The organism is Proteus sp. fly-1013, assembly GCF_040140245.1.
Taxonomy (GTDB): Bacteria; Pseudomonadota; Gammaproteobacteria; order Enterobacterales; family Enterobacteriaceae; genus Proteus; species Proteus mirabilis_B.
This window is the reverse complement of record NZ_JBEEWD010000006.1, coordinates 80,123-103,803: the sequence shown is the minus strand read 5'-3', so window position 1 is coordinate 103,803 and position 23,681 is coordinate 80,123. Positions and strand designations below refer to the sequence as shown.

Below are 23,681 nucleotides of genomic sequence, written 5' to 3'. Positions count from 1 at the left end.
GCTATTTACGTCGTAATTTTCTGCATCCCTCACCAATAATTTCCATTCCTTTTTCAGTACGACTATTCCATTGAAAAGAAGAGTTTAAACGAAATGCATGATTAAATTGAGAGCTGGTGGAAAACATTGAACCCGGTGCAATACTGACACCTCTTTCTAATGCGAAGTGATAGAGTTTATTGGCATCAAATGTTGATTCAAACTCTAACCAGAGAAAATATCCTCCTGATGGAATATTCACTTTTACATCTTCAGGTAAATGCGTTTGTATCGCTTGTAGCATCCGATAACGCCTTTGTTCTAACAATAATCTTAATCGGCGAAGATGCGTATCATAACCACCTTGTGATAAATAATCGGCAATGGCTTGCTGTGTTGGCATACTGGCAGAAACTGTACTCATCATTTGCAACTGCTGTATTTTTGTTGCATGTTTTCCTGCTGCGACCCAACCCACTCGAAATCCCGGTGCAAGACATTTGGAAAAAGAAGCACAATGTAAAACGCTATTTGTTTTATCAAAACCTTTTACTGGCATCGGTGCTTTCTGGCTGTTATAGAGTTCGCCATAGACATCGTCTTCGATTAGCGTTATCTGTTTCTTCGCTAATATGTCCACCAGCCTTATTTTATTCTCATCGGGCATTGTTCCACCTAATGGGTTTTGACAATGGCTCATCAACCAGCAGGCTTTAATATCGTATTGCTCAACCACTCTTTCGAGTTCATCTAAACAAATTCCTGTTACAGGATCTGTTCTAATGGCAATCGCTTTTAATCGCAAACGTTCAATAGCTTGTAATGCGCCATAAAATGCAGGTGACTCAATCACAACCCAATCACCCGGTTCGGTGACTGCTTGCAAACTAAAACTTAATGATTCCATTGCACCAGCAGTAATCACAATTTCATCTGGGGAGACATGAATTCCTTGTAATGCATAGCGTTGTGCAATGTTACGGCGTAACTTTTCATTTCCCGGAGGTAAATTGATCACCGAACTTTGGGGCGCTAAATGTCTTGCGGCAGAAGCCAACGCACTACTTAATTTAGGCTGAATAAATAAACTGGGATCGGGAAAAGCGGAACCAAAAGGAATAATTTCAGGATCTTTACACGCTTGAAGGACATTGAAAATAGAAGTGCTTATTTCAACATTCTCACTCATGTGTAGCCCTTTGCTGGCTGTTACTTGACCAAAACGGGTATTACGATGTGCAACGTAATAACCTGATTGTGGTCGCGCAGTTATCCATCCTTGGCTTTCTAATAACTGATACGATTGTAAAACAGTCATTAAACTTAAACCTGATTGTTTCACCGTATCCCGCAATGAAGGTAAACGGTCGCCAGATTGCCAGATATTATCTTCAATTTGTTGGCGTATTTGCGCTGCAAGCTGTTCATATCGAGTCATATAAAACTGTTTACCTCAAAACTGTTATAGTCATTTTTAAACTTATTGTCACTATTATAGCTTACTGTCATATGGTCTACTAATCCACACGATTTACCTGCTATTTACATTTTTATATCAATATAACGAGGTTTTTATGCTTGGGTTAAGTGCCTTTGATTTGGCGCGTATCCAGTTTGCGTTCACAGTTTCTTTTCATATTATCTTCCCTGCAATTACTATCGGACTGGCTAGCTTTTTAGCCGTCTTGGAAGGTTTATGGTTAAAAACTCGCAATAAGGATTATTTAGCGCTATTCCATTTTTGGTCAAAAATATTCGCTGTTAACTTTGCTATGGGCGTTGTCTCCGGTTTGGTCATGGCCTACCAATTCGGAACCAACTGGAGCTTTTTCTCTGATTTTGCGGGCTCAATTACAGGCCCTTTACTCACTTATGAAGTTCTTACTGCTTTCTTCTTAGAAGCCGGTTTCTTAGGTGTAATGCTATTTGGTTGGAATAAAGTAGGTGAAAAACTCCACTTTTTTGCAACCTGTATGGTGGCATTAGGTACATTAATGTCTACATTTTGGATCTTGGCTTCAAATAGCTGGATGCAAACACCACAAGGGTTTGAAATTATAAATAACCAAGTCGTTCCCGTAGATTGGATTGCGGTTATTTTCAATCCATCATTCCCTTATCGCCTTGCTCATATGGGTGTTGCCGCTTTCCTTGCATCTGCCTTCTTTATTGCCGCATCTGCCTCATGGCATCTGCTCAAAGGCAATAAAACATCCGCGATGAAAAAGATGCTTTCAATGTCTTTATGGATGATTTTAATTTTAGCACCAATTCAAGCACTCATTGGTGATGTCCATGGTTTAAATACCTTAAAACATCAACCCGCAAAAATCGCCGCGATCGAAGGTCATTGGGAAAATGAACCCGGAGAAGCAACGCCGTTAATTCTCTTTGGTATGCCAGATATGGATGCTGAAGAAACAAAATATAAGATAGAAATCCCTTATCTTGGCAGCATGATCTTAACTCATAGCTTAGAAAAACAAGTTCCAGCATTAAAAGAGTTTCCTAAAGAAGACCGACCTAACTCACTTATCGTCTTCTGGTCTTTCCGCATTATGGTTGGCCTTGGCATGTTAATGATTTTAGTGGGTGTTTGGGGAACATGGCTACGATATAAAAAGAAACTTTATGAATCTAAAGCTTTCTTATGCTTAACTTTTTTGATGGCTCCTTCAGGACTGATCGCTATTCTTGCTGGTTGGTTTACAACAGAAGTAGGACGTCAACCTTGGGTTGTTTATGGCATACAACGAACTCGAGATGCCGTATCTGCACACGGCGAAATGCATATGAGTATAAGCTTGCTCATCTTCTTAGTTGTTTATAGCTCTGTATTCGGTGTTGGATATGCCTATATGTTAAAACTGATCCGTAAAGGTACACCGGAGGTTCATCATGGGAATTGATTTACCAGTTATTTGGTTCGTCATTATCGTATTTAGTACGTTAATGTATATTGTCATGGATGGTTTCGATCTGGGTATCGGTATGCTTTATCCATTTATTAAAAGTGACCAGGATCGTGACTTAATGATGAATACTGTTGCTCCTGTATGGGACGGCAACGAAACATGGTTAGTCCTAGGAGGAGCTGCATTATTTGGGGCTTTCCCATTGGCTTACGCGGTTATTCTTGATGCTTTAGCAATGCCTCTAACATTAATGCTTGTCGCCTTAATTTTTCGTGGTGTCGCGTTTGAATTTCGTTTTAAAGCCGATGACACCCATAAAGGTTTTTGGGATAAATCATTTATCTTTGGCTCTATCTTAGCCACCTTTATGCAAGGCGTTGTCGTTGGTAGCGTTGTTCAAGGTTTGCCTGTTGTTAATCGCGCCTTTGCGGGTAGCTATTTTGATTGGTTATCCCCTTTTGCACTCTTTTGTGGATTTGGATTAGTTATCGCCTATTCGTTATTAGGATGTGGCTGGCTAATTATGAAAACCGAAGGTCATTTACAGCAGAGTCTATATAAGGTCGCAAAACCTCTTACACTTGTTATGCTTGCAGTCATTGTAGCAGTTAGTGCATGGACACCATTAGCACAACCTACAATTGCTGAACGTTGGTTCACATTACCAAACCTGTTCTTCTTTTTACCTGTTCCTCTTTTAGTGTTGTATAGCGTTTGGTTAATTTTACGTTCAGTGAAAAAACAGGGGCATTACCTGCCTTTCTTTGGCGCACTAGCTTTAATTTTCTTAGGTTTTGCAGGATTAGGGATCAGTATTTGGCCTAACATTATTCCACCTGCAATTAGTTTTGTAGAGGCATCCGCACCGCCAGAAAGCCAAGGGTTTATGCTAGTTGGCGCACTATTTATTATTCCAATTATTCTTGTGTACACATTCTGGAGTTATTACGTTTTCAGAGGAAAAACAAATTATGAAGAAGGTTATCACTGATCCACAAATACAAAGCAAACCCTCGTTATTAAAAAGATGGGGATGGTTGATTACTATTTGGTTTTGTAGTGTTTTAGCCTTATTCGCAGTTTCTTCTCTCTTTCGTTTTTTAATGACGTTAGCCGGAATGAAAGTCAAGTAAAGGCGAAGTACATACAGCAATATAATTAACTAGCACCTAATACGGTAAGCTATAAAATAAAAAGTAAAGAAAGGGCTGAAGTTATCTTCAGCCCTTTTATCTTTATTTAAAATAATGGGTTATTGTTTAGTATTATTACACCTTAGCCTATTGTTATCAGATGCTCTTTTAATGGCTAATTTATATAAATTATTTTGCGATAAAAGAAAATGGAAAAGGAAGCAAAAAAGTAAATATTTTCATTTTTCTATGATTAACTAAATTTAAATCAAACTCTTTGCTAAAATAACTACAAATACATCATTTTTGATTAATGGTAAGAGATAAAATCTTTTTTATGCATTTATTACGATAAATAAAGATATAAACAATCCTATAAAAAGCCATCTTCTCTATAAATAAGATAGAATGAATGTTGAATTAGGCTTCCAAAGTAATTATGATATCGCCGCCTAGAGGATTCATATCTGTATTATTCTATAAAGACACGCTAAATGAGTCATTTAGATATACCCATATGATTAATTCAAAAATTAAATCCACCCCCTATTAAACGTGTGGGTAATGGACAATGTCTGTTCAAAATACATATTTTGATAATTTAGAATTATCTTAATTGCTAAGAAAGATCACTTACACTAGGCTTACGTATTGTTGCTACTAAATTAAGGATGAAGTCATGAATTGGTATTTGGAAGTCATTAAAAATAATTACGCTAACTTTTCAGGCCGTGCTCGCAGAAAAGAATATTGGATGTTTACTCTGGTAAATACCATTATTATTACTGTTCTATATGCTATTTTAATGTCATCAATAGATATGTATACAGGTGAAGTCAGTTCACTAGGTTCAATTGCAGGTATTATTATCGGTATTTATTCTTTAGCTATTATCGTACCTAGCCTTGCTGTAACTATTCGTCGTTTCCACGACCAAGATAAATCAGGTTGGATGTTCTTACTTGCATTTATTCCTGCTGTTGGTGGATTAATTGTTTTTGTCTTTATGTGCCTTGAAGGTACTAAAGGTGACAACAGATTCGGCCCAGATCCTAAAGCTTAATCTACTGCTGAATTAATATAATAATACAGTGAGTGTATAACTATTTAGTTTACTCACTGTATTAATTGATTTTCCTACCTTTGTTTTAACCATCAAAAATCGTTCCTCTCTAAAAATAAAAGAATACTAATACATCACCCTACTGCATTGTACTTTAGTGTTTTTATTTACCTCTAGCTTTTCTAATTAATACCATCAAGTTATTACACCATGTTTATTGCGTTGATCTTTAAGCTTTTTCCTTATTGCTAATTTGAACTTAATCACACTCTATAAGTAAAAAATACGCATTCCTTTACTAAATCAATGTTAATGTTGATAATGACTATCATTATTAATTGAAAATGATAATATCTACGTCGATAAAACAATTAAATGAGTCAGGTAAAAAAACGTGAGTAACCAAAAAACACCTCAAGAAAAAAATATTTATAAACCAGCTCCTCCTCGCCTAGTTCAAGTAAAACGTATTACTGATGTTACACCGGGAATGCGCTGTATCACCTTTACGAGTGATGATTTAGATACTTACCCAGCAGATACTGCGGGTGCACATTTAAAAATATTCTTACCTTTAGAAGGCCAAGTTAAACCAACCGTGCCGGGCTTTTCTGAAAAAGGCCCTAAATGGCCTGAAGGTGAACCAAGATCGATTGTACGTACTTATAGTGTTCGTGCTATTCGTCCTGAGCAAAAAGAGTTAGATATTGAATTTGCCGTACATGACGATGCAGGCCCTGCTATTCATTTCGCGCTAAATGCTAAGCAAGGCGACTATATTGGGATCACTAATCCGGGTGGCCCTGATCCTTTATTAGCACCTGCGTCACATTACTATATGGCAGCGGACCCAAGTTCATTACCTGCTTTAGTGGCTTTAATTGAAACCATGCAGCCTAATGTTCAAGGAAAAGTTGTTATACGAGTAGAAGACGAAACGCATCGCCAAGAAATTAAACATCCTAGCGGCTTAGAGATAATCTGGTTGATTGGCTCAGTTGAAGAACAAACTCAAAACTTAATTAATGAATTTATGTCATGGGAATTACCTGCTGAAGATGTGGCATTTTGGATTGCGGGTGAAGACAAAATTATTCGTGCATTAAGACGCCATATTCGCCGTGATAACGGTTACGATCGTAGTCTGATTTATGCCATTCCTTATTGGCGTTTTGGTTATGACGAAGAAGGCTATCACGCTGAACGTCACCATGTTATGGATAACGAAGACGTAAGCTGAGTAATAAATTAAAGATCAAGCGTTGGCTGTGCAGGCTGCATATTAGCTCCCTCAATAATATGCAGCCTTTTTTATTATAAAAATGTAATCAATGTATATCCTTTTTATCTTGCTGATAATTTCCATCATCATCTATATAGATGACTGTAATAACTTGGTTGTTATCAATTCGCCCTTTATATTCGATTTTCTGTTTTGAAAACGGCGCTATCATTGTGGTCTGAATTAAAGATTGCTCTTTATTCTCTTCTGTATATATTTTTGAAATCGTAAAAAAATAAGCTGAAGGATTACTAATCTCTAAATTCTGCTGTTCCTTTATAATCTCAATCTGTTTAAAAATAGCGCTACTCGTTAACTCAAGTTGTTTAGGGCGGTAAAAAAGCTTAATGCGAGTTTGTAATGCTAATTGCAACGTGTTCGTGTTTTCACCACTATTCGGTTTAGGTGGAATATCAAGCACATTAAGATAAAAAATAGACTCTCTATCTTGAGGCAACTTATTGTCTAATTGTTGTATTTTTAATTGCGCTCCTCCATTAGCGGAAACTTTCATTATAGGAGGGATAACAATAAAAGGAGCCGTTGTTGTCTCAGGGGTTGATGCAATATCACCATCATCTATCCAAGATTGAACTAATGTTGGTTGTTCACTGTGATTAAAAATTTGCAATGACAGTGTTAATTTGTCCATAGGAAAAATTAGACGTGTACGTTCAAGTACTACACTCGCATTTGTTGTCGGCGTTATAAGAATAAATAATAAAATAAAAGTAACATTCATTATTTTTTTCATTAGGTACGCTCTTTAGTCATAAGACATTACTAATGTTGCTGTGCTTGTTATTTTCCCTTGAGTAACTGAGTTAGCATTATAAGGATAGTAATAAGCTCCCATATTAATCGAAAAGGCAGAAGATAAGGTGTTACCTTGGTTAACACTGAAAATACTAGTCGCACTACCTTGCGTTGTAATATTGTCAGAAAAGGTTATCGGACTTGTAATATTATCACTTTTTACTAAACGAAATCCGACACCACTAACCCCTTGCGTTGTCGTATTAGTTAACACGGTTTTATCTGTAGACAATAAATTTTGACTTGATAAAAACATCTTAATATTTCGAGAAGTTTTTGAGCCACTCAAGAAATCTTGACAAGTAAAGTTTAATGTAAAAGGAGTATATCCCGCTTTATCTACCGTTTTAGCATCTTTTACGCTAATTAAAGGAAGTGAAACAATCAGCCCTGCATTAGAGAAATTACACGTTGTCATTACAGGATTATAAGTAATTTGCATTGGCTGTAAAAAAATATCATTTTGATCGACAGGCCATTGCCACGTTAATAAGAATTGAACAAGTTTAATAGCAATATTAAGTAACCACTGAATTAGCCCAACACTTGATGCATCCGATGCTAAAATAACAGGATTAACAATTGCAGTACTTCCACTGACCTCCGTATAATTACTCGATGGTTTAGACGTCAGTAATGTAAATTTCAAGGTAAAATTTGTATCCAAAAGAGATGCTGGATGTGTTCCTGCATCTATATTCGTCACGTTATCTTTTTCTAATGCCGTTAATGTAATAGAGACAAATTGTTTTCCTCCATTAAATCCTATTGTTCCTACTCGATTATCAGCAAAAGGAGAAGCAAGCCCTACTGTATTAGGAAATAAAAGTCCTCTAGTTGTACATTTAAAAGTACCAGGAAATGTTGTTCTATTCATTTTTGTTACTGTCGTTGAAGTCGCATTTAAATCAGTAGATAAATCAAAATTAACATTTGGTGCAGTAATCGTATTATCAGGCTTACAATTAGCAATAGCCTGTTGGCTTATCGCTCCGATTAATAATAAAAATATAAAGACCGATGTTTTCATATTAATTTCCTTTATTTGCAGATATTACGATTTTTATCCATCGTATTTATTAAATGATCCACAATACATTCCGTTTTTTCGGCTTTATTTAATTTGATAAAAAGTGAAGAAGGTAGCTCATCACTTTTTAAATAAAGCACGCTTGATTGTCCCACATAACCAATGCTCTCTTTTTTATTATTTAAAACTTCCGTACCGAAAGGCAGACTCTCATTATTCTCTAAAGATGCTTTAATAATGAATGTTTTACGTTTATCCGTCGTTAATGTGAGGTAATTAACTGCACCTAGATATGGAGCTACCTGAGTTGTATTTCCTACAATCTCGGCATTTGAAGGTACTTCTGTATTTGTTAAAGTATAATTATTTGTACGATAAGGAATAGTGTTAGTCACTAATACTATCCCTTGATGATTGGTCAAAGTGGCTTTATTTCCATTAACCATCATATTATTGGCCATAGGGGCTTCGATAAGAGTATAGGTATTCCCCGTACTACCTGAAAAAACAATATGACTAGGTACAGCAACAACCGTCCCTCGGGTGCCCAATCCACCTTGACGATAATTATTTGCTTCCGTATAAGAAGCCGATAATGTGCTATAAGGATGACGATAACTCACATTAGTACCAACTAAATTATTACCACCCGTTTGATTTGAACCTGTTACTGTATAATTTATTAAATCATCTTGACCCGCCGTTCCACTCATACTAAGTGTAGATTGTTGATAACGTGAATCAGCAGCATAAATTGAAGTGTTAATATTGGCTCTTTTATCAAAAAATGAAATTGGCACACTAATATTCAAATAATAACGAGTTTCATCTTTATTATCGTAATTTCTTAACTTTGAGATGGAAAGATTGTAAGCAATATCTTTATAGTTATTAGAATATCCAAATTGATATTCTCGATTACTTTCATTTGTATTCCAATAATTTCGATGAGTACCTGATAAAAAAATAACACCTCGCTGACCACCTAAGTATTGATTTAAATTTATTGTAAACGTATTTTTTGCTCTAGAGCCTCTTAATGCATCAAATGTAGATAAATCAAGATCGGATACTGCATTATTATTTTGTTGTTGAGCAATCTCATTTTGATAATCTTTCCAAGCTTTATAGTTGTCATGAGCATAAATTGAATCTACAAAACTATAATAATCGCGAGTAGAATAACGATAAGCAGCCAATGTTAAATTGGTTAATGTCGCATCCATATATTTACTATAAGCAAGACGAAAACTTTGCCCTGTTTTTTTACCTGTCTGTAAATCTGCAGTTGCATGTGTTATATCTGCTGAAATTGCCCCAAATTTAAAATTCCAACCACTGCCTATCAATGCGGAGTAATAATCTTCACTAACAATACCGCCTGCATAAACAGTAACTAAATTATTAAGACCATAATGAAACTCACCTTGTGCAAATTTAGGTCGATAATTTGTATTACTAATTCGTGATTCACCTAGCGTTACGTTATAACGATAAACATCTTCTTTTAACATATCAGGAACGGCTGAAAACGGCACAGTGAAAGAGACCTTCCTCCCATCCGCTTCTTGAATAACCACTAAGAGATCACCTCCTCCCGCAGTGGGTTGAATATCTCGAAAGGAAAATTCACCCGGAGGCACATTTTCTTGAAAAACTAGATTTTCATTTTGATAAACACTGACTAGTGCGTTCGTCTGTGCAACACCACGAATAATGGGTGCAAATCCTTGACTCGAATTAGGGAGCATACCCATTTCTGTTGCCAGTGATGCCCCTCTAAAGGGAATACTGGTAAAAAGTGCCACTGGTGTATAAAAATCACCAATTGTTAATCCTGAAGTTATTTGACTAAATGCCTTATAAACATAACGCGTATTGTTTTTCCATTGGCTTTTGCCATGAGAATAATAAGAATAGTTAGATTCATCTCTAAACTGCCATGCACCTAAATTCACACCTGAATTAATATTGGCAAAAAAACTCTCGTTATTGCTTTTACTTCCTTTTTTTTCTTTATAGTTATAGTAGTTTAAATTATAAGATAAAATCAGAGCAGAAATGCCGTGTTGCCAATAACTTGGATCAATATACCCTACTTCTGATTGTTTCACGGAAATCTGAGGAGCATTAATATCAAGCCTTAATTTATTAATATCTAATACCGACGTCACGCCTTTTGCCAATTCATTTGATAGTATGGTTTTTTGCTGTGCAATTTTTTGTTTCGCAGATAGCGATAAATTTAAGCCAAGTTTATTTACATCCATGGTTTCAAAAGCAATCTCTGCGTGTTCACCTATTACATTTATTTCAAATTGTCCTTTCCATACTTGATTGACATAAACATCGACAAGTTGTTTTCCTTCAGGAATTTTGTCGTCAATATAAAATCGTGAAATATCTCCATTCTTTGAATTTCCAACAAGTAAAGATGTATCAAATCCCTCTGCATACAGATTTTGAGTATAATATTGTATTCCTAAAAAAATAAGGATTGAGAGATACCTTGGATTATTCACGATGTTATCTCGACTAGAGTTTAATATTCTGTGATTTATAAACACCAAAATCATCAACATAAATAACAACAACGGAATTACTTTTTAATTTATTAATTAATGGTAACTCACGAGAAGATAACGGTGGGATCATTTCAGAATCAGCGAGAGTAATACGTGGCGTTTCTTCAGTAGAAATAGAAGCTATAGTGAAATGATATTGTGAGTTGTTTTTAACTAAAACCTTATTACCATTTAATTGATAAGTTATTTTTTCATTCACTAATTCAGGATCATCTGTTAATGCGGTAGGACGATAGAAAACTTTAATTCTTGTTTTCATCGCCAATTGCAAATAGCTTTTTCCTTTTAGTGCTTGTGCATTTTCAGGAATATCTAATACATTTAAATAATAGGCTTTTTCAACATTACTTATCTGTTGTTCATTGGAATTTTTTATTCTTAGAGTTTGTCCTTGTCTTCCTGCTATTTTGACAATTGGTGGATATAAATAAAAAGGCGAATTTGCATTTTCTGGTGTTGAGTCTACATCTCCATCATCTATCCAACTTTGTACCAAAGAAGCTAAATCACCATTATTCGTCAATTGGATATTAACACTATCAACACCTTCATAATAAATAACGCGAGTACCATTGATAATGATATTGGCTAATACAGTTGAGGGTAATATCAAGATAATTAAAAGGAATATTAATTTTTTCATTATAACCACCCCAAAAAAGCCAGACCCATTGAGTCTGGCTTTTTATATTATAAATAAGATACTGTATAAATAACGTTAGAGTGTACTGGCCCTGTTTTGGCCGCTGTCGCATTTGTTTTATAGTAACTGGCAATTAAGCGTAGAGTATCTGAATCTGGCGCTGTTTTATCGCCTTTAATACCTGTATCAAAGGTGGCATTTAGTGGTATAGCAACTGTTGGTGCTGCTGGTGTTGATAAACTAAAGCCCACGTTTTTTGCAACTAATGGATCATTTTCATTCGAAGTATCATTAACTAAATATAATCCACTTGTTGAAATAGTATTTGCAGATGAGAAATGTATCTTTAAATTACTTCCACTTGGAGTAGATGCAGGAGCACAATCAGAGAATGTCAAAGCAAACTCTTTTTGATTTTTGGCAATAACAGTATTTGCCGTTGTTCCAGCATCCGTTACGGTAATAGGATCTAATAGAATAGAAAAGTCCGCACTATTTCCCCCATTAATTGTACAAGTGGTATCACTAATAGCACCAGAGAAAGAAATGATCCCCCCTGCGCTGTTGGTTGCGGCAAATGCCGACGACGACAATATAGCCACTGATAATAATGACAGTGGGAGTTTATTTTTAAACATATATAACTCCAGAATAGATAAATATTTAATTAGCAAAAATAAGATTCTATTATTGCCATCATTAACTAGAGGTAACAAAAGACCCTAGTCAATTTGATATTAGTAATAATTTAAAAAACCAACAAACAAATTTATCTATTTTTTAAAATACGTGATTTAAGTCAAATTTAATTAAGCTATTAGTTAATATATAAATGTATTTATATTTGAACATCACTATTTAATAGAAACATTGTAAACAAAAGAACAATAACAATTAATTTATTAATAACCAATCAAAAAAAGAATACTTACAAATAAATTATTTTATTTTGAAATTTTTCATTCAATTTAAGCATTCCATAATTAATAAAAAAGATAATTAATATAAAACAAAATTAAAAAAACAGCTTAATTATAAAAATAAAAAACAAATAAAGAAAAAGGCCACATTAATATGTGACCTTTTTAATTTCATACAAAAACTCCCATGCTCTATTTAATCATTATAAGCAGCTAATACATGCTGACATAATGTAGAGCGCACACAATCTTCCTGCATAAATTTAATCACACCCACTCGATTATTAGCTTCAAATCGAATCAGTGCATCAGCTAATCCAGACGGTACACTAGCAGGTAAATCACACTGGGTAATATCGCCATTAACCACAACGGTGACATTTTCGCCCATTCTGGTTAAAAATAATTTCATTTGATTTACCGTAACATTTTGCGCTTCATCTAAAATAACAAATGCATTTTCAAAAGTACGCCCTCGCATATAAGCAAAAGGTGCAATTTCAACTTTACCAATTTCAGGTCGTAAACAATATTGTAAAAATGAAGCACCTAAGCGTTTCACTAATACGTCATAGACAGGGCGAAAATACGGTGCGAATTTTTCAGCAATATCGCCGGGTAAGAAACCGAGATCTTCATCTGCCTGCAACACTGGTCGAGTAACAATAATACGTTCTATTTCTTTATTAATTAAAGCATCTGCAGCCATTGCGGCACTAAGAAAGGTTTTACCACAGCCAGCTTCTCCTGTGGCAAAAATAAGATTCTGATGCTTAATTGCATTCATATACTGGCGCTGCGCTTCTTTGCGAGGAGATAACACTCGTTCATCACGCTTTTCTCTCGCCATACCAATGGTATCAATATCCCCAAATCCCGGTAAAACCATAACATTATCTCGATGTGCCCCATTGCGTTGTTCTTTGCGTGAGGTGCGTTTATTTTCTCGGCGTAAACGTGTTGCTGCTTTTTGTCTACTCATAGTGGTATTTACCCTTGTTAGTCTTCAAAAAGTCATCGACATCTCTGTTTTTATTCCATTCACTTACCGGTGAGTCCCCTTCAGACTCTATTTAGTCGCAGAAAACAAAAAAACCGGTCACAATCCTGAACATTAAACATCAATGAACGGTTGTTGCCGGTTTTCTGTGAGTAACGAGATATTTCCATTGCTTCTATCATTCATATTCCCCATCATGGAGTTAGAGTGAAAATTAGCGAAGCTTTATGACAGTATAATGACAAAATAAAAATATTTTCAATACTAAGATGATTTATAACGAGATGGACTTAACATAAAAATAACAATAAATGTTATTTCAGGGGGAGTAAATGAATTTTTTACGATTACCTTTTATTTATTGGTTACTACTTAACCTCATTCCATTTATTGGTTTTGAACTTCATTCTGGCTCTCTCAAAATGGGATTCTTTTTTTATCTCGGTTTACTCACTATTACGACTTCTGGGATCTGGCTTTTTTATTGCCTCTCCTTTTTTATTAAACAAAAAACGTCTCCTAATCCTAATCACACACCTCGACAATTAGTGACCAGTGGTCCTTATAAAATAAGCCGTAATCCTATGTATCTTGGTTTTTTAGATATCAGTATCGGGTTATTTTTTATTTTTGGTAATTGGGGATTTTTAGGGGCAGCAATCGCGTTTTACTTTATTACTGATCGCTATACGATAGTACGTGAAGAGAAAATCTTAAGTGAATTATTTCCGCAAGCGTGGCAACAATATTGTCGCCACGTTCGTCGCTGGATGTGACCTAAATAATTACGATTAAGGCTGTTTACAGTTATTAGCTAGACGGTAACCTGCCTTAATTGCCTCACTCTCTGTTTTAAACAAAACCGCATTTTTATCTGACATTGTTTTATAACCAGAACAATGTGCAAAATGGTAGATCTTGCTATTAACATTACCTTTAATCTCTTCAGATTGTGATGTATTTACTTGTTTAGACGTTTCAGTTTTAGCTTTAGTGACTGGCGCATTATTTGTTACAGATAATCCGGCACCACTATTTTTATGTCCTAATTGCCACTTCACCTCACCCGTCACAAACGGATTATGATATCCAACAATGCGAGCAATACGGTTATCACGCTCTTTTTCCCACGCTGTTGGTGGATAAGCATTATCCCAAGCCATTAATAACTGTTGTTGTTGACGTGACATAGCGAGGTTATAGCGATCATGTAAATAGAAATAAACCCTTGCTACTTGTCCCTTAACTTCATTACGAGGTTCAAAAGTACGTGACGCGAAGTCAACACGGCTACGGCATTGACCATATTGATAAGGTGCTTGTGCTGGTAATTGCCCAAAACTAAAATTACTGCGATCCCCGTTAACTTCACCAATAGATGGCGCTAAATTGTGTAGATCGGCTTCAATTTTGCCAAATACAGGATCGTTTTTCACACAATTCGTTCTGCCTCCATTTTGCCAACATTGGCGTTGATGACCAAAGACCCATGCAGGAACAATATGCTCCCACTCAATACGTTCTGCTCTTGTTTGTTGGGTTCTAACTTTATAACCACAACTGGCTAAATTAACACGCCCACCAGATTTACCTACCCATTCCCAATCACAACCACAATAAATAGTGCCTTGTGACTTTTGATTTTGATCATAATAAATACGTTCTTTTGCTATCTCTTTCGCTTTTGTAAAATTCTCAGGGGCCTGCGCTTGAACATTTAGCGTAATAAAAAACAAACCCAACACAACCGCGGTATAGTGTAATATTTTTCTCAAAGTGGTATCTGCCTTACTCTTTATTTTATTAAACCCAATAAGAATTATCTTTAATAACCAACTGATAATCTTATTTTTATTTAGCCTAATCTTACCTTTTTTTTGTTTATTTTGGACAATCTTTCTTGCTATTTTTTGTATAAAAAATAAAACAATAAGCGTGAATGGTGATAGAAAAAGCCGTTATTCTCGACATTAACACAAAAGGGATTTGCTATGGTTTAGTCCATCAATGATTTGGAGAAATTTAAAAATGAATGAGAATATGCTGAATTTGATGGACGAATTAGTCGAGATAACAAAAAAGCATGCGAATAACGAAGATGTTAAAGCGCATGCTAGCTTAGAATCTGAGAATAAATTACGAATTCAAATTATTATTTCTGACAAAAATGAACTGGATATTACATTAAACTCATTACAACACGCGATGTAAGTCATTATACACTCGGACGCTTGCGATATAACCATAATCCCGGCAAGGATAGCCCGATAGAGAGCGCACCGACAATAAATGAAGCTTTAAGGAAATTAGTAACTAAAGCTTCAAAAATTTCCGCGCTATAACCAATTTGCGTTAACTTCACTACAGAGATCATCGCTATATATGCATTTATTCCGGGGAACATCGGAATAACCGCGGCAACAGTAAAGACTTTAGGGTGTGCAAGCCACCAGCGTGACCATTGAATACCAATGCAACCCACTAAAATGGCGGCACAAAAACTTGCCCATTCAATGTTCATCCCGCTCATCACTAAAACAGTACGAGAGCCGTGCCCTATTGCTCCTAATAGTGCGCAATATTTTAATGCCCTTGAAGGCACATTAAATACCATCGCAAAACCCACTGCGGGAATAGCAGCTAAGATCATATCTTCAATTAGGGTGAGAAGTATCGTTATTATGCCCAATCTCTTAACCCCCATACTGCCATGGCTAAAATAACCCCTAAACAGGTTGCCAATGTTAGCATTGTTGCCATTGCCCAACGCGCTAAGCCTGTATTAACGTGCCCTTTAAACATATCAGCAACAGCATTAATTAAAGGAAATCCGGGAACAAGTAATAAAACGCTGGCAGCCATTGAAATAGTCGCCGTAGTTTGAAAATAAGAGAGCTTTAATAATAGACCTGAGACTGAAGTCGCCACAAATGCTGTAATACAGAAATTAATTAATGGATTCATTTGGCGATGTGTTAATGCTTGGCGAACAAACATACCAAGACCACCACCAATGGCTGAAACTAAAAAGCCATCCCAATTACCGCCATTTAATTTAGAGAAACAACCACAAGATAAGGCAACCATAAAAATAATCGCCCAACGTGGATAACGTAACGGCTTTATATGCTCAAAGCGTTTTCTTGCTTCATGAATATCTGCAAGGTGATGTTCGACCAAAATAACAATATGCTGCACTTCAGTGACAACATGCATATTAATACCGCGATCGACAATCTTACGTGTTGATGTTTGGCAATGCCCGTTAACAATCGTGGTTAATACCACTGCATTAGCAGAAATTGCACTTTCGACTTGATGTACACCTAAAGCTAAACCTAGACGGGTTGAAAGCTGCTCAACCAGCATACTTTCTGCGCCATGTTGCAATAGCAACAACGCAGTTTGAATACATAACTTGGTAATTTCACGCTGTTTATCTTGTGAAATGGCAGTGCAATCCGCCATTATCTCATTATCCATACTATGCCTTAGTTTTAATCAAAAACGAGCCATTGCTAATATAAAGTTTATCAGCATAGCTCGTTTCTCGCTCTATTATCTTTCAATACTATTATGAACAAATAAAATATTTAAGGCTGTAGGTAGATCAATGTTATAGAGGGATGGTCATAAATATTGTCATAGAAAAATATTGCACAATGATAAAATACCCATTCTTATTTTTAACTCTCATCATCAAATAGCTATCACTGTTTTAATAAAAAAGCACTCATACAAGTGCTTTATAAATCTTCTTAATTAAAGAAATTAAAAAGATTTAATTACTTCACCAATTCATTAGCTTGGATATACGACTCACCCAGAGTTTCTGCAACAAATACCGGAACACCATAAACCGCAGAAATAACAGAAGAGAGCTGTACCAGTTGCTCTTTATCATTTTTTTGTGGATCGGCTGTCATTATCATACCAGCACAATATTCACTAAGAAGCGCTTTTCCCTCTTTAAGCCAGCGTCTAACCGCTTTCATCCCCTCCATATCTTCTTTTTTATGCTCTTTGTCCTTTTTATTGAAGGAAGGGTAAACCAGAACAAATTTTCTTTTTTCGTTTAGCACTATATCCATTTCAGCAGTCCAGTTATTGGCATCTTCCAGTGTTTCTGGAAATATTTTCATCGTAATAACAGGAAATTGCTCAACACCCATAACGGTAAAAGTTTTATTATTCAACATAATACTCATCTCTAATTAATAACAATCGCTACACTTTAGAATGACTATCATTCTCAATCAATGAAGATCCGAGTATTTAAAATAAAACCGCATTAATAAGCAATCGCACTCACATATCAATTTAAAATGACAATGCTTAAATTTAAAAATAAAAAACCCCTAAATCGAGATCTAGGGGTTGCATACTATTTTCTAACTTTTATAAAAATTTTAGCGAACAACTAAAACAGATTGCTTAGCATAAGCGACAATACCTGATGCATTTGAACCCAATAGGTGTGTTGAAATACTAGGACGACGAGAACCTATTACAATTAAATCTGCATTAATTTTTTCAGCGAGTTCTAAAACTTTATCTCTTGCAGAACCAAATACGGCTGAAAATTCAACTTGTTCATTTGGCAAATCAATGCCATTAGCTAATTCTTGCAGTTGTTCTTGTACACGCTCAAGTGCTTTATTTGCAAAAGAGCTGAGCATGTCATAATGATAGCTATAACTAATAGAGAAACGTGAAATATCAGGAATGGCATGGAAAAGATGCAGTTTTGCACCCTCTAATTTAGCAATATAAACAGCGTGTTGTAAGGCTTTAGTTGTTAACTCATCTTCTGAAATATCAACAGGTACTAGAATTGTCTTGTACATAGCAACTCCTCATTATCAGATTATTGTCTGTTTATTATTGTAGCGTTAATCCCACAGCTTGCTTATTTAATCTTCCTCAAGATGCCATTTATGCAATTGTCGATGAATAAAAGGTGTCACTACAAGCCCAATTGATAAAATAAAAACACACTGAAGAAACAAACCATAAATTGCAATAAAAAAGCGCCCTGTTGGGGTTGCAGGTGCTGGCTCTACCGGTTGACCACTTAACATAGAGATTGCATTTAATGAAGATTCCATAAAGCTATGCCCTTCAATTAAATAAAAACCTAATACGCCGGGTAATAATCCTAAGAAAAAGAAAATAGAGCCTATTACATAATAGCGTAAGATGCGTAGAATAAAATGATCGAGCCTTAAAAGTTCTTTGGTAAATTTTTCCATTCTTATCCACTTTCCAGACTGTTTATTCGATAAATGACTTATTGAATAAATAAGATAAGCTACGCAAAAAAACTAAAAAATATGCTATGAGGGATGCTCATAGCATATTAGTAATATATTAACGAACAACTAACACTGAAATTTCAGCATAGCGAACAACACCCGCAGCCGTTGAACCTAATAAATGAGTGCTGATATTAGGTCTACGTGAACCAATTACAATTAAGTCTGCATGAATATCTTTTGCTGTGACTAAAATTTCATCACGAGGTGAGCCAAAAGTGACCGTATAAGCGACCTTTTCAGCAGGTAAATCCACCGAATCTACCAACATTTGCATATCATTCTCTGCTTTCACTGTCGCTTTATCTTTAATTTCTGGATAACCCAATGAATATGCATTAATGATTGCTGAAGAGATAGGAAGAACATGAATTAAATGTAAATTAGCTCCCGTTTCTTTTGCTAAATATACCGCATGTCGTACCGCTTTACTGGTTAACTCTTCTTCTACAATATCAATAGGCACTAAAATCGTTTTATACATAATAACTCCTCTCAACTCTCCATTTGCCTTAATCCTATCGCAATAACCCAAAGATTACTGTGAGTGAATTAACTAAAAACAACCTAATCTTAATATAAACCTACTTTAATTATTAATACGTTAAGCCAAAAAATAAAAGTGATCATTCAAAATAGTTTGCATTATGTTGCTGTGTCAATGCCCATATTTGATTGCGAATATTTCGGATAGTATCAATCAATTCTGATGCAGTTAATCCTATTGGCCCAATACCTTTTTCGACTAAGATATCCGCCGCCATTCCATGTATCCAAACCGCACTTTTCACCGCATCAGACATTGCCATTCCTTGCGCTAAAAAACTGCCCATAACACCTGTTAGTACATCACCACTCCCTGCGGTTGATAATCCACTATTACCCGTTGTATTAATCGTTAATTCCCCTTTCGGAGATGTCACTACAGTATTTTGGCCTTTGATTATTGCCCAACAATGATAAAGCTTCGCAATTTCTTTCGCCGCTTCTTCTCTATTATTTTGAATATCATTTAACGTGCAATTAAGCAAAATAGACGCTTCTTTAGGGTGTGGTGTTAATACACAATGCTGATTAAGCGAGAGTTCTGATTTTAATTTAGCCATTAACACTAATGCATCTGCATCAAAAACATAGGATATATTTTCATTACGTTGCGCTAAAGCTATTGATAAGACTTCTTCAGAATTTGCAGATAATCCCAATCCACATCCAATCGCCCAAGCAGAAATATCTTGCTGATTTATCAATGTCAGTGCTGTTTTGAGCATAAGCTCTGGCGCACTATCAATAAAAGGAATGGGAAGTTGTGGCTGAGCAAAACCAAGAAATACCTTTCCACATCCTGCTTTCAATGCACTTTTACCGGCTAATACAATCGCGCCGCTCATTCCTTCTGCGCTACCTACAATGCCTAATGTGCCAAATGTTCCTTTATGTGTATTTCCTGATTTACGCTGATAAAGTGCGGGATAATGAGTGATCGCCTGTAATAGTTGTTCTTCATTCATATTATTTTCCTTCCCTCCTTTTTCTGCATTTTTTCTTATTGCTCGCAATGATTGTCGTACCACATTCTATTGTATTAACGTTCAAAACATGACGTTCAAAGTATAGCGTGATTTCAACAAATAAATGGGATCACTGGCTATTTTGTCTCTTTATCATGCTAACAATTTCAATATGATAAAATGCTTTCATTATCACTATTCATACCTTGCTGAGACTTTGCTATTCTAATAGCCTAGCTTGATATGATTTATAAATTAAAGACAAAGGAACGTAGATAATGAACGAGAAGTTTAAAACACAAGCAGATGTAGAAACATTAGCAGAAGAAGTGGCTTGTTTAAAAACACTAGTCACCTATATGTTAAAAGCATTAGGTCAAGCAGATGCTGGGCGTGTTATTTTAAATATTGAACGTGCAATTGCAGAAGTTGATGACGAAAAACAAGCAGAGACATTCCGTAATACAATTAGCCAAATTAAGACAGCCTATCGCCAATAATATGTTTATTTTCGAGTTAAGTACTTGCACATATTTTTATTTTATTTTCTAAACTTTTTGTGCTGCACAAATAAACAAAATTTAGTTTCAAACTTCCTATATACTCAATCTCGAAATAAACCATTCTTTATTCATTTAGCTACCCCTCTATCCTTATAGAGGGGATTTTTTTCTCTTTTACCCATCTTTGATTTTCCTATTTAAGTTATTTTCATATCACCTAAATGATAATGAGTTTACTTTCTTTTCGATAATTTCATCTAAGGATTGCTATCAAAACTTCTTTTTGTTTAATATTTTTAATGTTATTTGAATTAAATAGCAGTATTAAAAGTCTTCTTGTCATAACTAACACGATTAGAAATCGATCTATTAAGCACAGTGTGTTCAAATTATCTTAATGTTAACAGATAGTTATTTGACTCTTTTTTATTCTCACTTTTATATTTAAAACGCATTTTTTGTTATTTTTAACACAAATAAAAAACTATCTTATGGAATGTAAATAAAGATAAATCCTAATATTATTATATTTTGAGTTGTTTCAGTTGTTGTAATTTGTGAACTTTTATTCAGTCAAAAAATGCTAGCTTATTGTCCCTAAACAAAATTATAACAATACTGGTTAAAACCCATTGAATTAAAAATATTAACTATTTATATTTTTACACTTATTCTGATTTATCGTCACTCCTGTTTATATGTTACACTCAATAAGTACGTACTAAAAAATAAACATGAGGCTAAAATGAAACCACTTCTCTTATCTCTGCTATTATTACCTGCTGTTGCTTTTGCTAACCCAACAAAAATGGCTGATGATTACTGCGATACTTTTAAAGATATCTCAATTAAAGCTTATGACACAAAAGAGCCAGCAGAGAAAATTGCTAAAGATGCAATGGCCTCTCTAAATGCAAAGAAATTTGATTTTGCAAAATTAGAAGCAACTGAAGCACAATTCCAAGAAGGCGCTATTGAAGTTGTTAATTCTTTACGTGAAGCTAAATCTGAAATTGGCTCACGCGCAGAATTCCAAGACGGTTTAACTCAAATTGTTGCAGCTTGCAAAATTCAAATGGTTGCTGCATTAGAAGAGCAAAAAAAATAATCTTCTCATTAAAAAATGAGTAACAATCAATTTAAAGAGTAGAAATTATCCTGCTCTTTTTTATTTCCCCTCTTCATCATTTGTTCTTCTTCCCTTTCGCTTTTCCTTTCGCTTTTTTCTCTATAACTAACTCTCTATACTCTAAATAATTCAAGGTGTGGTCAACAATGCTACAACTTGAAGTATGACGAGTATCAATTATAGAGTATCTATCTATTGATATTAAGGTTTATAATACCTCGGTAAATACTTGTTAGTACTGGCCATAAAAAGGAGATATTGTGAGCAACGAACAATCCATCCAGCGTTTAAGAAGACTACGCCAGTCCGAAAACCTGCGCGCGCTCTTTCAAGAAACAACGTTAACTAAAAATGATCTCGCTCTACCTATATTTGTAGAAGAAGGGCTTGATGATTACCAACCTATTAAAAGTATGCCGGGTGTCGTTCGCATTCCTGAAAAACGTCTTGCTTATGAAATTGAACGTATTGCAAAAGCAGGCATTAAAACTGTCATGACTTTTGGGGTATCGCATCACCTTGATGAAACAGGGAGTGATGCTTGGAAAAGTGATGGCTTAGTTTCTCGCATGTCTCGTATTTGTAAAGATGCAGTACCAGAAATGATTGTCATGTCTGATACCTGTTTTTGTGAATACACATCACATGGTCACTGTGGTGTTTTACATGGCGAACATGTTGATAATGATGAAACTATCTATAATTTAGGTCTTCAAGCTGTTGCTGCGGCACAAGCTGGCGCGGATTTTATCGCACCATCTGCGGCAATGGACGGTCAAGTCGCCGCTATTCGTGCTGCACTTGATAAAGCAGGATTTAGCGATACAGGTATTGTTTCCTATTCGACTAAATTTGCTTCTGCCTTATATGGTCCTTTCCGTGATGCAGCAGGCTCTCGCTTAATTGGTGATCGTAAAACTTATCAAATGAATCCAATGAACCGCCGTGAAGCGATCCGCGAATCATTAATTGATGAGCAAGAAGGTGCTGATATGCTGATGGTTAAACCGGCAGGTGCTTATTTAGATATTATTCGCGATGTGCGTGAACGTACTTTATTACCTTTAGCGGCTTATCAAATCAGTGGTGAATATGCTCAAATTAAATTTGCAGCATTAGCCGGTGCAATCGATGAAGATCGTGTAGTAATGGAAACTTTAGGTTCAATTAAACGTGCTGGTGCGGATTTAATCCTATCTTACTTTGCGCTTGATTTAGCTGAAAGAAACCTACTTTAACCACCTTATACTCTAAATAATTCAAGATGCAGCTAAGTGGCAACGGCTATTGAACGCTGCAACTTGAAGTATAATGAGTACTTTGACATCCTCCTCCACCTTCGCTCTTCGCAACTCAGGAGGAGGCCCCCCCTTTGGAGGTTAAGATGGATAACTGTATTTTCTGTCAAATTGTTGCTGGAAAAGCCCCTTGCCATAAAATTTGGGAAGACGAGCACCACCTTGCTTTTCTTTCTATATTTCCGAATACCAAAGGCTTTACGGTTGTTATTCCTAAAAAACACTATCCAAGTTATGCCTTTGATCTCAGTGATGAAGCCTTAGCATTGTTAGTTATTGCGACGAAAAAAGTGGCAAAAATCTTAGATAAAACATTCCCTGATGTTTCGCGTTCAGGAATGTTTTTTGAAGGATTTGGGGTTGATCATGTTCATAGTAAACTTAGCCCGATGCATGGCACTGGTGATATGACAAAATGGGCACCTATTGAAAATAAGCAGAAGATTTTCTTTGATAAATATCCGGGTTATCTTTCATCTCACGATTTTGAACGAGCAAGTGATGAAGAGCTTGCACAACTCGCGGCACTGATCAGAAAAAATAACCAATAGCAAAAACC

The 23,681-nt window shown here is 35.5% G+C and carries 26 protein-coding genes; 11 read left to right on the top strand and 15 right to left on the bottom strand.

Going from position 1 to position 23,681, the window contains the following annotated elements:
• Position 1 precedes the first annotated feature (1 nt).
• Entirely contained in the window at positions 2-1,417 is a 1,416-nt protein-coding gene (locus ABN236_RS12715) for an aminotransferase-like domain-containing protein (protein ID WP_349474138.1), read from the bottom strand.
• Between the two features lie 136 nt (positions 1,418-1,553).
• Here ABN236_RS12715 and ABN236_RS12710 point away from each other — a divergent pair, with 136 nt between their 5' ends.
• The 5 genes from ABN236_RS12710 to ABN236_RS12690 all read left to right on the top strand — a co-directional run bounded on the left by ABN236_RS12710 (position 1,554) and on the right by ABN236_RS12690 (position 6,330).
• Positions 1,554-2,888 (top strand): cytochrome ubiquinol oxidase subunit I, encoded by a 1,335-nt coding sequence (locus tag ABN236_RS12710; protein ID WP_349474137.1) that lies wholly within the window; start codon positions 1,554-1,556, stop codon positions 2,886-2,888.
• Complete coding sequence (gene cydB, locus ABN236_RS12705) at positions 2,878-3,885, top strand: cytochrome d ubiquinol oxidase subunit II (RefSeq protein WP_349474136.1); 1,008 nt, start codon at positions 2,878-2,880, stop codon at positions 3,883-3,885. Before ABN236_RS12710 ends, cydB begins: the two co-directional genes overlap by 11 nt.
• Entirely contained in the window at positions 3,866-4,027 is a 162-nt protein-coding gene (locus ABN236_RS12700; protein ID WP_088495408.1) for a DUF2474 domain-containing protein, read from the top strand. The genes cydB and ABN236_RS12700 overlap by 20 nt, the downstream gene beginning before the upstream one ends.
• Positions 4,028-4,706: 679 nt before the next feature.
• Positions 4,707-5,090 carry a DUF805 domain-containing protein gene (locus ABN236_RS12695; protein WP_349474135.1) on the top strand — a complete coding sequence of 128 codons (384 nt, stop codon included), beginning with the start codon at positions 4,707-4,709 and terminating at the stop codon, positions 5,088-5,090.
• Positions 5,091-5,484: 394 nt separating this feature from the next.
• Positions 5,485-6,330, top strand: coding sequence for a siderophore-interacting protein (locus ABN236_RS12690; RefSeq protein ID WP_088495406.1), 846 nt, complete (start codon positions 5,485-5,487; stop codon positions 6,328-6,330).
• Positions 6,331-6,418: 88 nt separating this feature from the next.
• Here ABN236_RS12690 and ABN236_RS12685 read toward each other — a convergent pair whose 3' ends face one another.
• The 6 genes from ABN236_RS12685 to phoH all read right to left on the bottom strand — a co-directional run bounded on the left by ABN236_RS12685 (position 6,419) and on the right by phoH (position 13,348).
• Complete coding sequence (locus tag ABN236_RS12685; RefSeq protein ID WP_349474134.1) at positions 6,419-7,126, bottom strand: fimbrial biogenesis chaperone; 708 nt, start codon at positions 7,124-7,126, stop codon at positions 6,419-6,421.
• 12 nt (positions 7,127-7,138) lie between these two features.
• Positions 7,139-8,218 carry a fimbrial protein gene (locus ABN236_RS12680; RefSeq protein ID WP_349474133.1) on the bottom strand — a complete coding sequence of 360 codons (1,080 nt, stop codon included), beginning with the start codon at positions 8,216-8,218 and terminating at the stop codon, positions 7,139-7,141.
• 11 nt (positions 8,219-8,229) lie between these two features.
• A complete protein-coding gene (locus tag ABN236_RS12675) occupies positions 8,230-10,740 on the bottom strand; it encodes a fimbria/pilus outer membrane usher protein (RefSeq protein WP_349474132.1) in 2,511 nt (836 codons plus the stop codon).
• 13 nt (positions 10,741-10,753) lie between these two features.
• A complete protein-coding gene (locus ABN236_RS12670; RefSeq protein ID WP_349474131.1) occupies positions 10,754-11,446 on the bottom strand; it encodes a fimbrial biogenesis chaperone in 693 nt (230 codons plus the stop codon).
• A gap of 47 nt (positions 11,447-11,493) precedes the next feature.
• Positions 11,494-12,084: a fimbrial protein gene (locus tag ABN236_RS12665; protein WP_075670953.1), complete on the bottom strand. Its 591-nt coding sequence runs from the start codon at positions 12,082-12,084 to the stop codon at positions 11,494-11,496.
• 478 nt (positions 12,085-12,562) lie between these two features.
• Complete coding sequence (gene phoH, locus ABN236_RS12660; protein WP_349474130.1) at positions 12,563-13,348, bottom strand: phosphate starvation-inducible protein PhoH; 786 nt, start codon at positions 13,346-13,348, stop codon at positions 12,563-12,565.
• 350 nt (positions 13,349-13,698) lie between these two features.
• Between phoH and ABN236_RS12655 the strand changes: the two genes are divergently transcribed.
• Positions 13,699-14,142: a methyltransferase family protein gene (locus ABN236_RS12655; protein ID WP_088495402.1), complete on the top strand. Its 444-nt coding sequence runs from the start codon at positions 13,699-13,701 to the stop codon at positions 14,140-14,142.
• A gap of 15 nt (positions 14,143-14,157) precedes the next feature.
• Here the strand turns inward: ABN236_RS12655 and ABN236_RS12650 are convergent, their stop codons facing one another.
• Positions 14,158-15,141, bottom strand: coding sequence for an endonuclease (locus ABN236_RS12650; RefSeq protein ID WP_349474129.1), 984 nt, complete (start codon positions 15,139-15,141; stop codon positions 14,158-14,160).
• 253 nt (positions 15,142-15,394) lie between these two features.
• Here ABN236_RS12650 and ABN236_RS12645 point away from each other — a divergent pair, with 253 nt between their 5' ends.
• Positions 15,395-15,577 (top strand): hypothetical protein, encoded by a 183-nt coding sequence (locus tag ABN236_RS12645; protein WP_036912881.1) that lies wholly within the window; start codon positions 15,395-15,397, stop codon positions 15,575-15,577.
• Between the two features lie 4 nt (positions 15,578-15,581).
• Here the strand turns inward: ABN236_RS12645 and ABN236_RS12640 are convergent, their stop codons facing one another.
• The 7 genes from ABN236_RS12640 to ABN236_RS12610 form a co-directional block, all read right to left on the bottom strand.
• Positions 15,582-16,055 carry a threonine/serine exporter gene (locus ABN236_RS12640; RefSeq protein WP_088495400.1) on the bottom strand — a complete coding sequence of 158 codons (474 nt, stop codon included), beginning with the start codon at positions 16,053-16,055 and terminating at the stop codon, positions 15,582-15,584.
• Positions 16,046-16,849, bottom strand: a complete 804-nt coding sequence (locus tag ABN236_RS12635; RefSeq protein ID WP_088495399.1) for a threonine/serine exporter family protein — start codon at positions 16,847-16,849, stop codon at positions 16,046-16,048. Before ABN236_RS12635 ends, ABN236_RS12640 begins: the two co-directional genes overlap by 10 nt.
• Positions 16,850-17,151: 302 nt before the next feature.
• A complete protein-coding gene (locus ABN236_RS12630; protein WP_349474128.1) occupies positions 17,152-17,565 on the bottom strand; it encodes a hypothetical protein in 414 nt (137 codons plus the stop codon).
• Between the two features lie 210 nt (positions 17,566-17,775).
• Positions 17,776-18,213, bottom strand: a complete 438-nt coding sequence (locus tag ABN236_RS12625; RefSeq protein WP_088495397.1) for a universal stress protein — start codon at positions 18,211-18,213, stop codon at positions 17,776-17,778.
• Between the two features lie 66 nt (positions 18,214-18,279).
• Positions 18,280-18,618: a hypothetical protein gene (locus ABN236_RS12620; RefSeq protein WP_088495396.1), complete on the bottom strand. Its 339-nt coding sequence runs from the start codon at positions 18,616-18,618 to the stop codon at positions 18,280-18,282.
• A 118-nt stretch (positions 18,619-18,736) separates the two neighbouring features.
• Entirely contained in the window at positions 18,737-19,165 is a 429-nt protein-coding gene (locus ABN236_RS12615) for a universal stress protein (protein WP_075674297.1), read from the bottom strand.
• Positions 19,166-19,307: 142 nt separating this feature from the next.
• A complete protein-coding gene (locus ABN236_RS12610) occupies positions 19,308-20,192 on the bottom strand; it encodes an NAD(P)H-hydrate dehydratase (RefSeq protein WP_349474127.1) in 885 nt (294 codons plus the stop codon).
• A gap of 278 nt (positions 20,193-20,470) precedes the next feature.
• On the opposite strand from ABN236_RS12610, the gene ABN236_RS12605 reads away from it, so the two are divergent.
• The 4 genes from ABN236_RS12605 to ABN236_RS12590 all read left to right on the top strand — a co-directional run bounded on the left by ABN236_RS12605 (position 20,471) and on the right by ABN236_RS12590 (position 23,673).
• The gene (locus ABN236_RS12605; protein WP_006536484.1) at positions 20,471-20,692 is read left to right on the top strand and encodes a DUF2594 family protein; all 222 of its coding nucleotides are present in this window, start codon (positions 20,471-20,473) and stop codon (positions 20,690-20,692) included.
• 748 nt (positions 20,693-21,440) lie between these two features.
• Entirely contained in the window at positions 21,441-21,803 is a 363-nt protein-coding gene (locus ABN236_RS12600) for a hypothetical protein (RefSeq protein ID WP_088495394.1), read from the top strand.
• 281 nt (positions 21,804-22,084) lie between these two features.
• Positions 22,085-23,062, top strand: a complete 978-nt coding sequence (hemB, locus tag ABN236_RS12595) for a porphobilinogen synthase (protein ID WP_072064069.1) — start codon at positions 22,085-22,087, stop codon at positions 23,060-23,062.
• 146 nt (positions 23,063-23,208) lie between these two features.
• On the top strand, positions 23,209-23,673 hold the full coding sequence (locus tag ABN236_RS12590) for an HIT family protein (protein WP_109393889.1): 465 nt from the start codon (positions 23,209-23,211) through the stop codon (positions 23,671-23,673).
• Positions 23,674-23,681: the final 8 nt, after the last annotated feature.

Bases quoted from the DNA above. Each gene is read 5' to 3' on its own strand.
- ABN236_RS12590 (WP_109393889.1), top strand. From the start codon at position 23,209: ATGGATAACTGTATTTTCTGTCAAATTGTTGCTGGAAAAGCCCCTTGC.
- ABN236_RS12610 (WP_349474127.1), bottom strand. From the start codon at position 20,192: ATGAATGAAGAACAACTATTACAGGCGATCACTCATTATCCCGCACTT.
- ABN236_RS12605 (WP_006536484.1), top strand. From the start codon at position 20,471: ATGAACGAGAAGTTTAAAACACAAGCAGATGTAGAAACATTAGCAGAA.
- ABN236_RS12645 (WP_036912881.1), top strand. From the start codon at position 15,395: ATGAATGAGAATATGCTGAATTTGATGGACGAATTAGTCGAGATAACA.
- phoH (WP_349474130.1), bottom strand. From the start codon at position 13,348: ATGAGTAGACAAAAAGCAGCAACACGTTTACGCCGAGAAAATAAACGC.
- ABN236_RS12615 (WP_075674297.1), bottom strand. From the start codon at position 19,165: ATGTATAAAACGATTTTAGTGCCTATTGATATTGTAGAAGAAGAGTTA.
- ABN236_RS12655 (WP_088495402.1), top strand. From the start codon at position 13,699: ATGAATTTTTTACGATTACCTTTTATTTATTGGTTACTACTTAACCTC.
- ABN236_RS12600 (WP_088495394.1), top strand. From the start codon at position 21,441: ATGAAACCACTTCTCTTATCTCTGCTATTATTACCTGCTGTTGCTTTT.
- ABN236_RS12685 (WP_349474134.1), bottom strand. From the start codon at position 7,126: ATGAAAAAAATAATGAATGTTACTTTTATTTTATTATTTATTCTTATA.
- ABN236_RS12670 (WP_349474131.1), bottom strand. From the start codon at position 11,446: ATGAAAAAATTAATATTCCTTTTAATTATCTTGATATTACCCTCAACT.
- ABN236_RS12700 (WP_088495408.1), top strand. From the start codon at position 3,866: ATGAAGAAGGTTATCACTGATCCACAAATACAAAGCAAACCCTCGTTA.
- ABN236_RS12635 (WP_088495399.1), bottom strand. From the start codon at position 16,849: ATGGATAATGAGATAATGGCGGATTGCACTGCCATTTCACAAGATAAA.
- ABN236_RS12710 (WP_349474137.1), top strand. From the start codon at position 1,554: ATGCTTGGGTTAAGTGCCTTTGATTTGGCGCGTATCCAGTTTGCGTTC.
- ABN236_RS12620 (WP_088495396.1), bottom strand. From the start codon at position 18,618: ATGGAAAAATTTACCAAAGAACTTTTAAGGCTCGATCATTTTATTCTA.
- cydB (WP_349474136.1), top strand. From the start codon at position 2,878: ATGGGAATTGATTTACCAGTTATTTGGTTCGTCATTATCGTATTTAGT.
- ABN236_RS12625 (WP_088495397.1), bottom strand. From the start codon at position 18,213: ATGTACAAGACAATTCTAGTACCTGTTGATATTTCAGAAGATGAGTTA.
- ABN236_RS12665 (WP_075670953.1), bottom strand. From the start codon at position 12,084: ATGTTTAAAAATAAACTCCCACTGTCATTATTATCAGTGGCTATATTG.
- ABN236_RS12695 (WP_349474135.1), top strand. From the start codon at position 4,707: ATGAATTGGTATTTGGAAGTCATTAAAAATAATTACGCTAACTTTTCA.
- ABN236_RS12715 (WP_349474138.1), bottom strand. From the start codon at position 1,417: ATGACTCGATATGAACAGCTTGCAGCGCAAATACGCCAACAAATTGAA.
- ABN236_RS12680 (WP_349474133.1), bottom strand. From the start codon at position 8,218: ATGAAAACATCGGTCTTTATATTTTTATTATTAATCGGAGCGATAAGC.
- ABN236_RS12630 (WP_349474128.1), bottom strand. From the start codon at position 17,565: ATGTTGAATAATAAAACTTTTACCGTTATGGGTGTTGAGCAATTTCCT.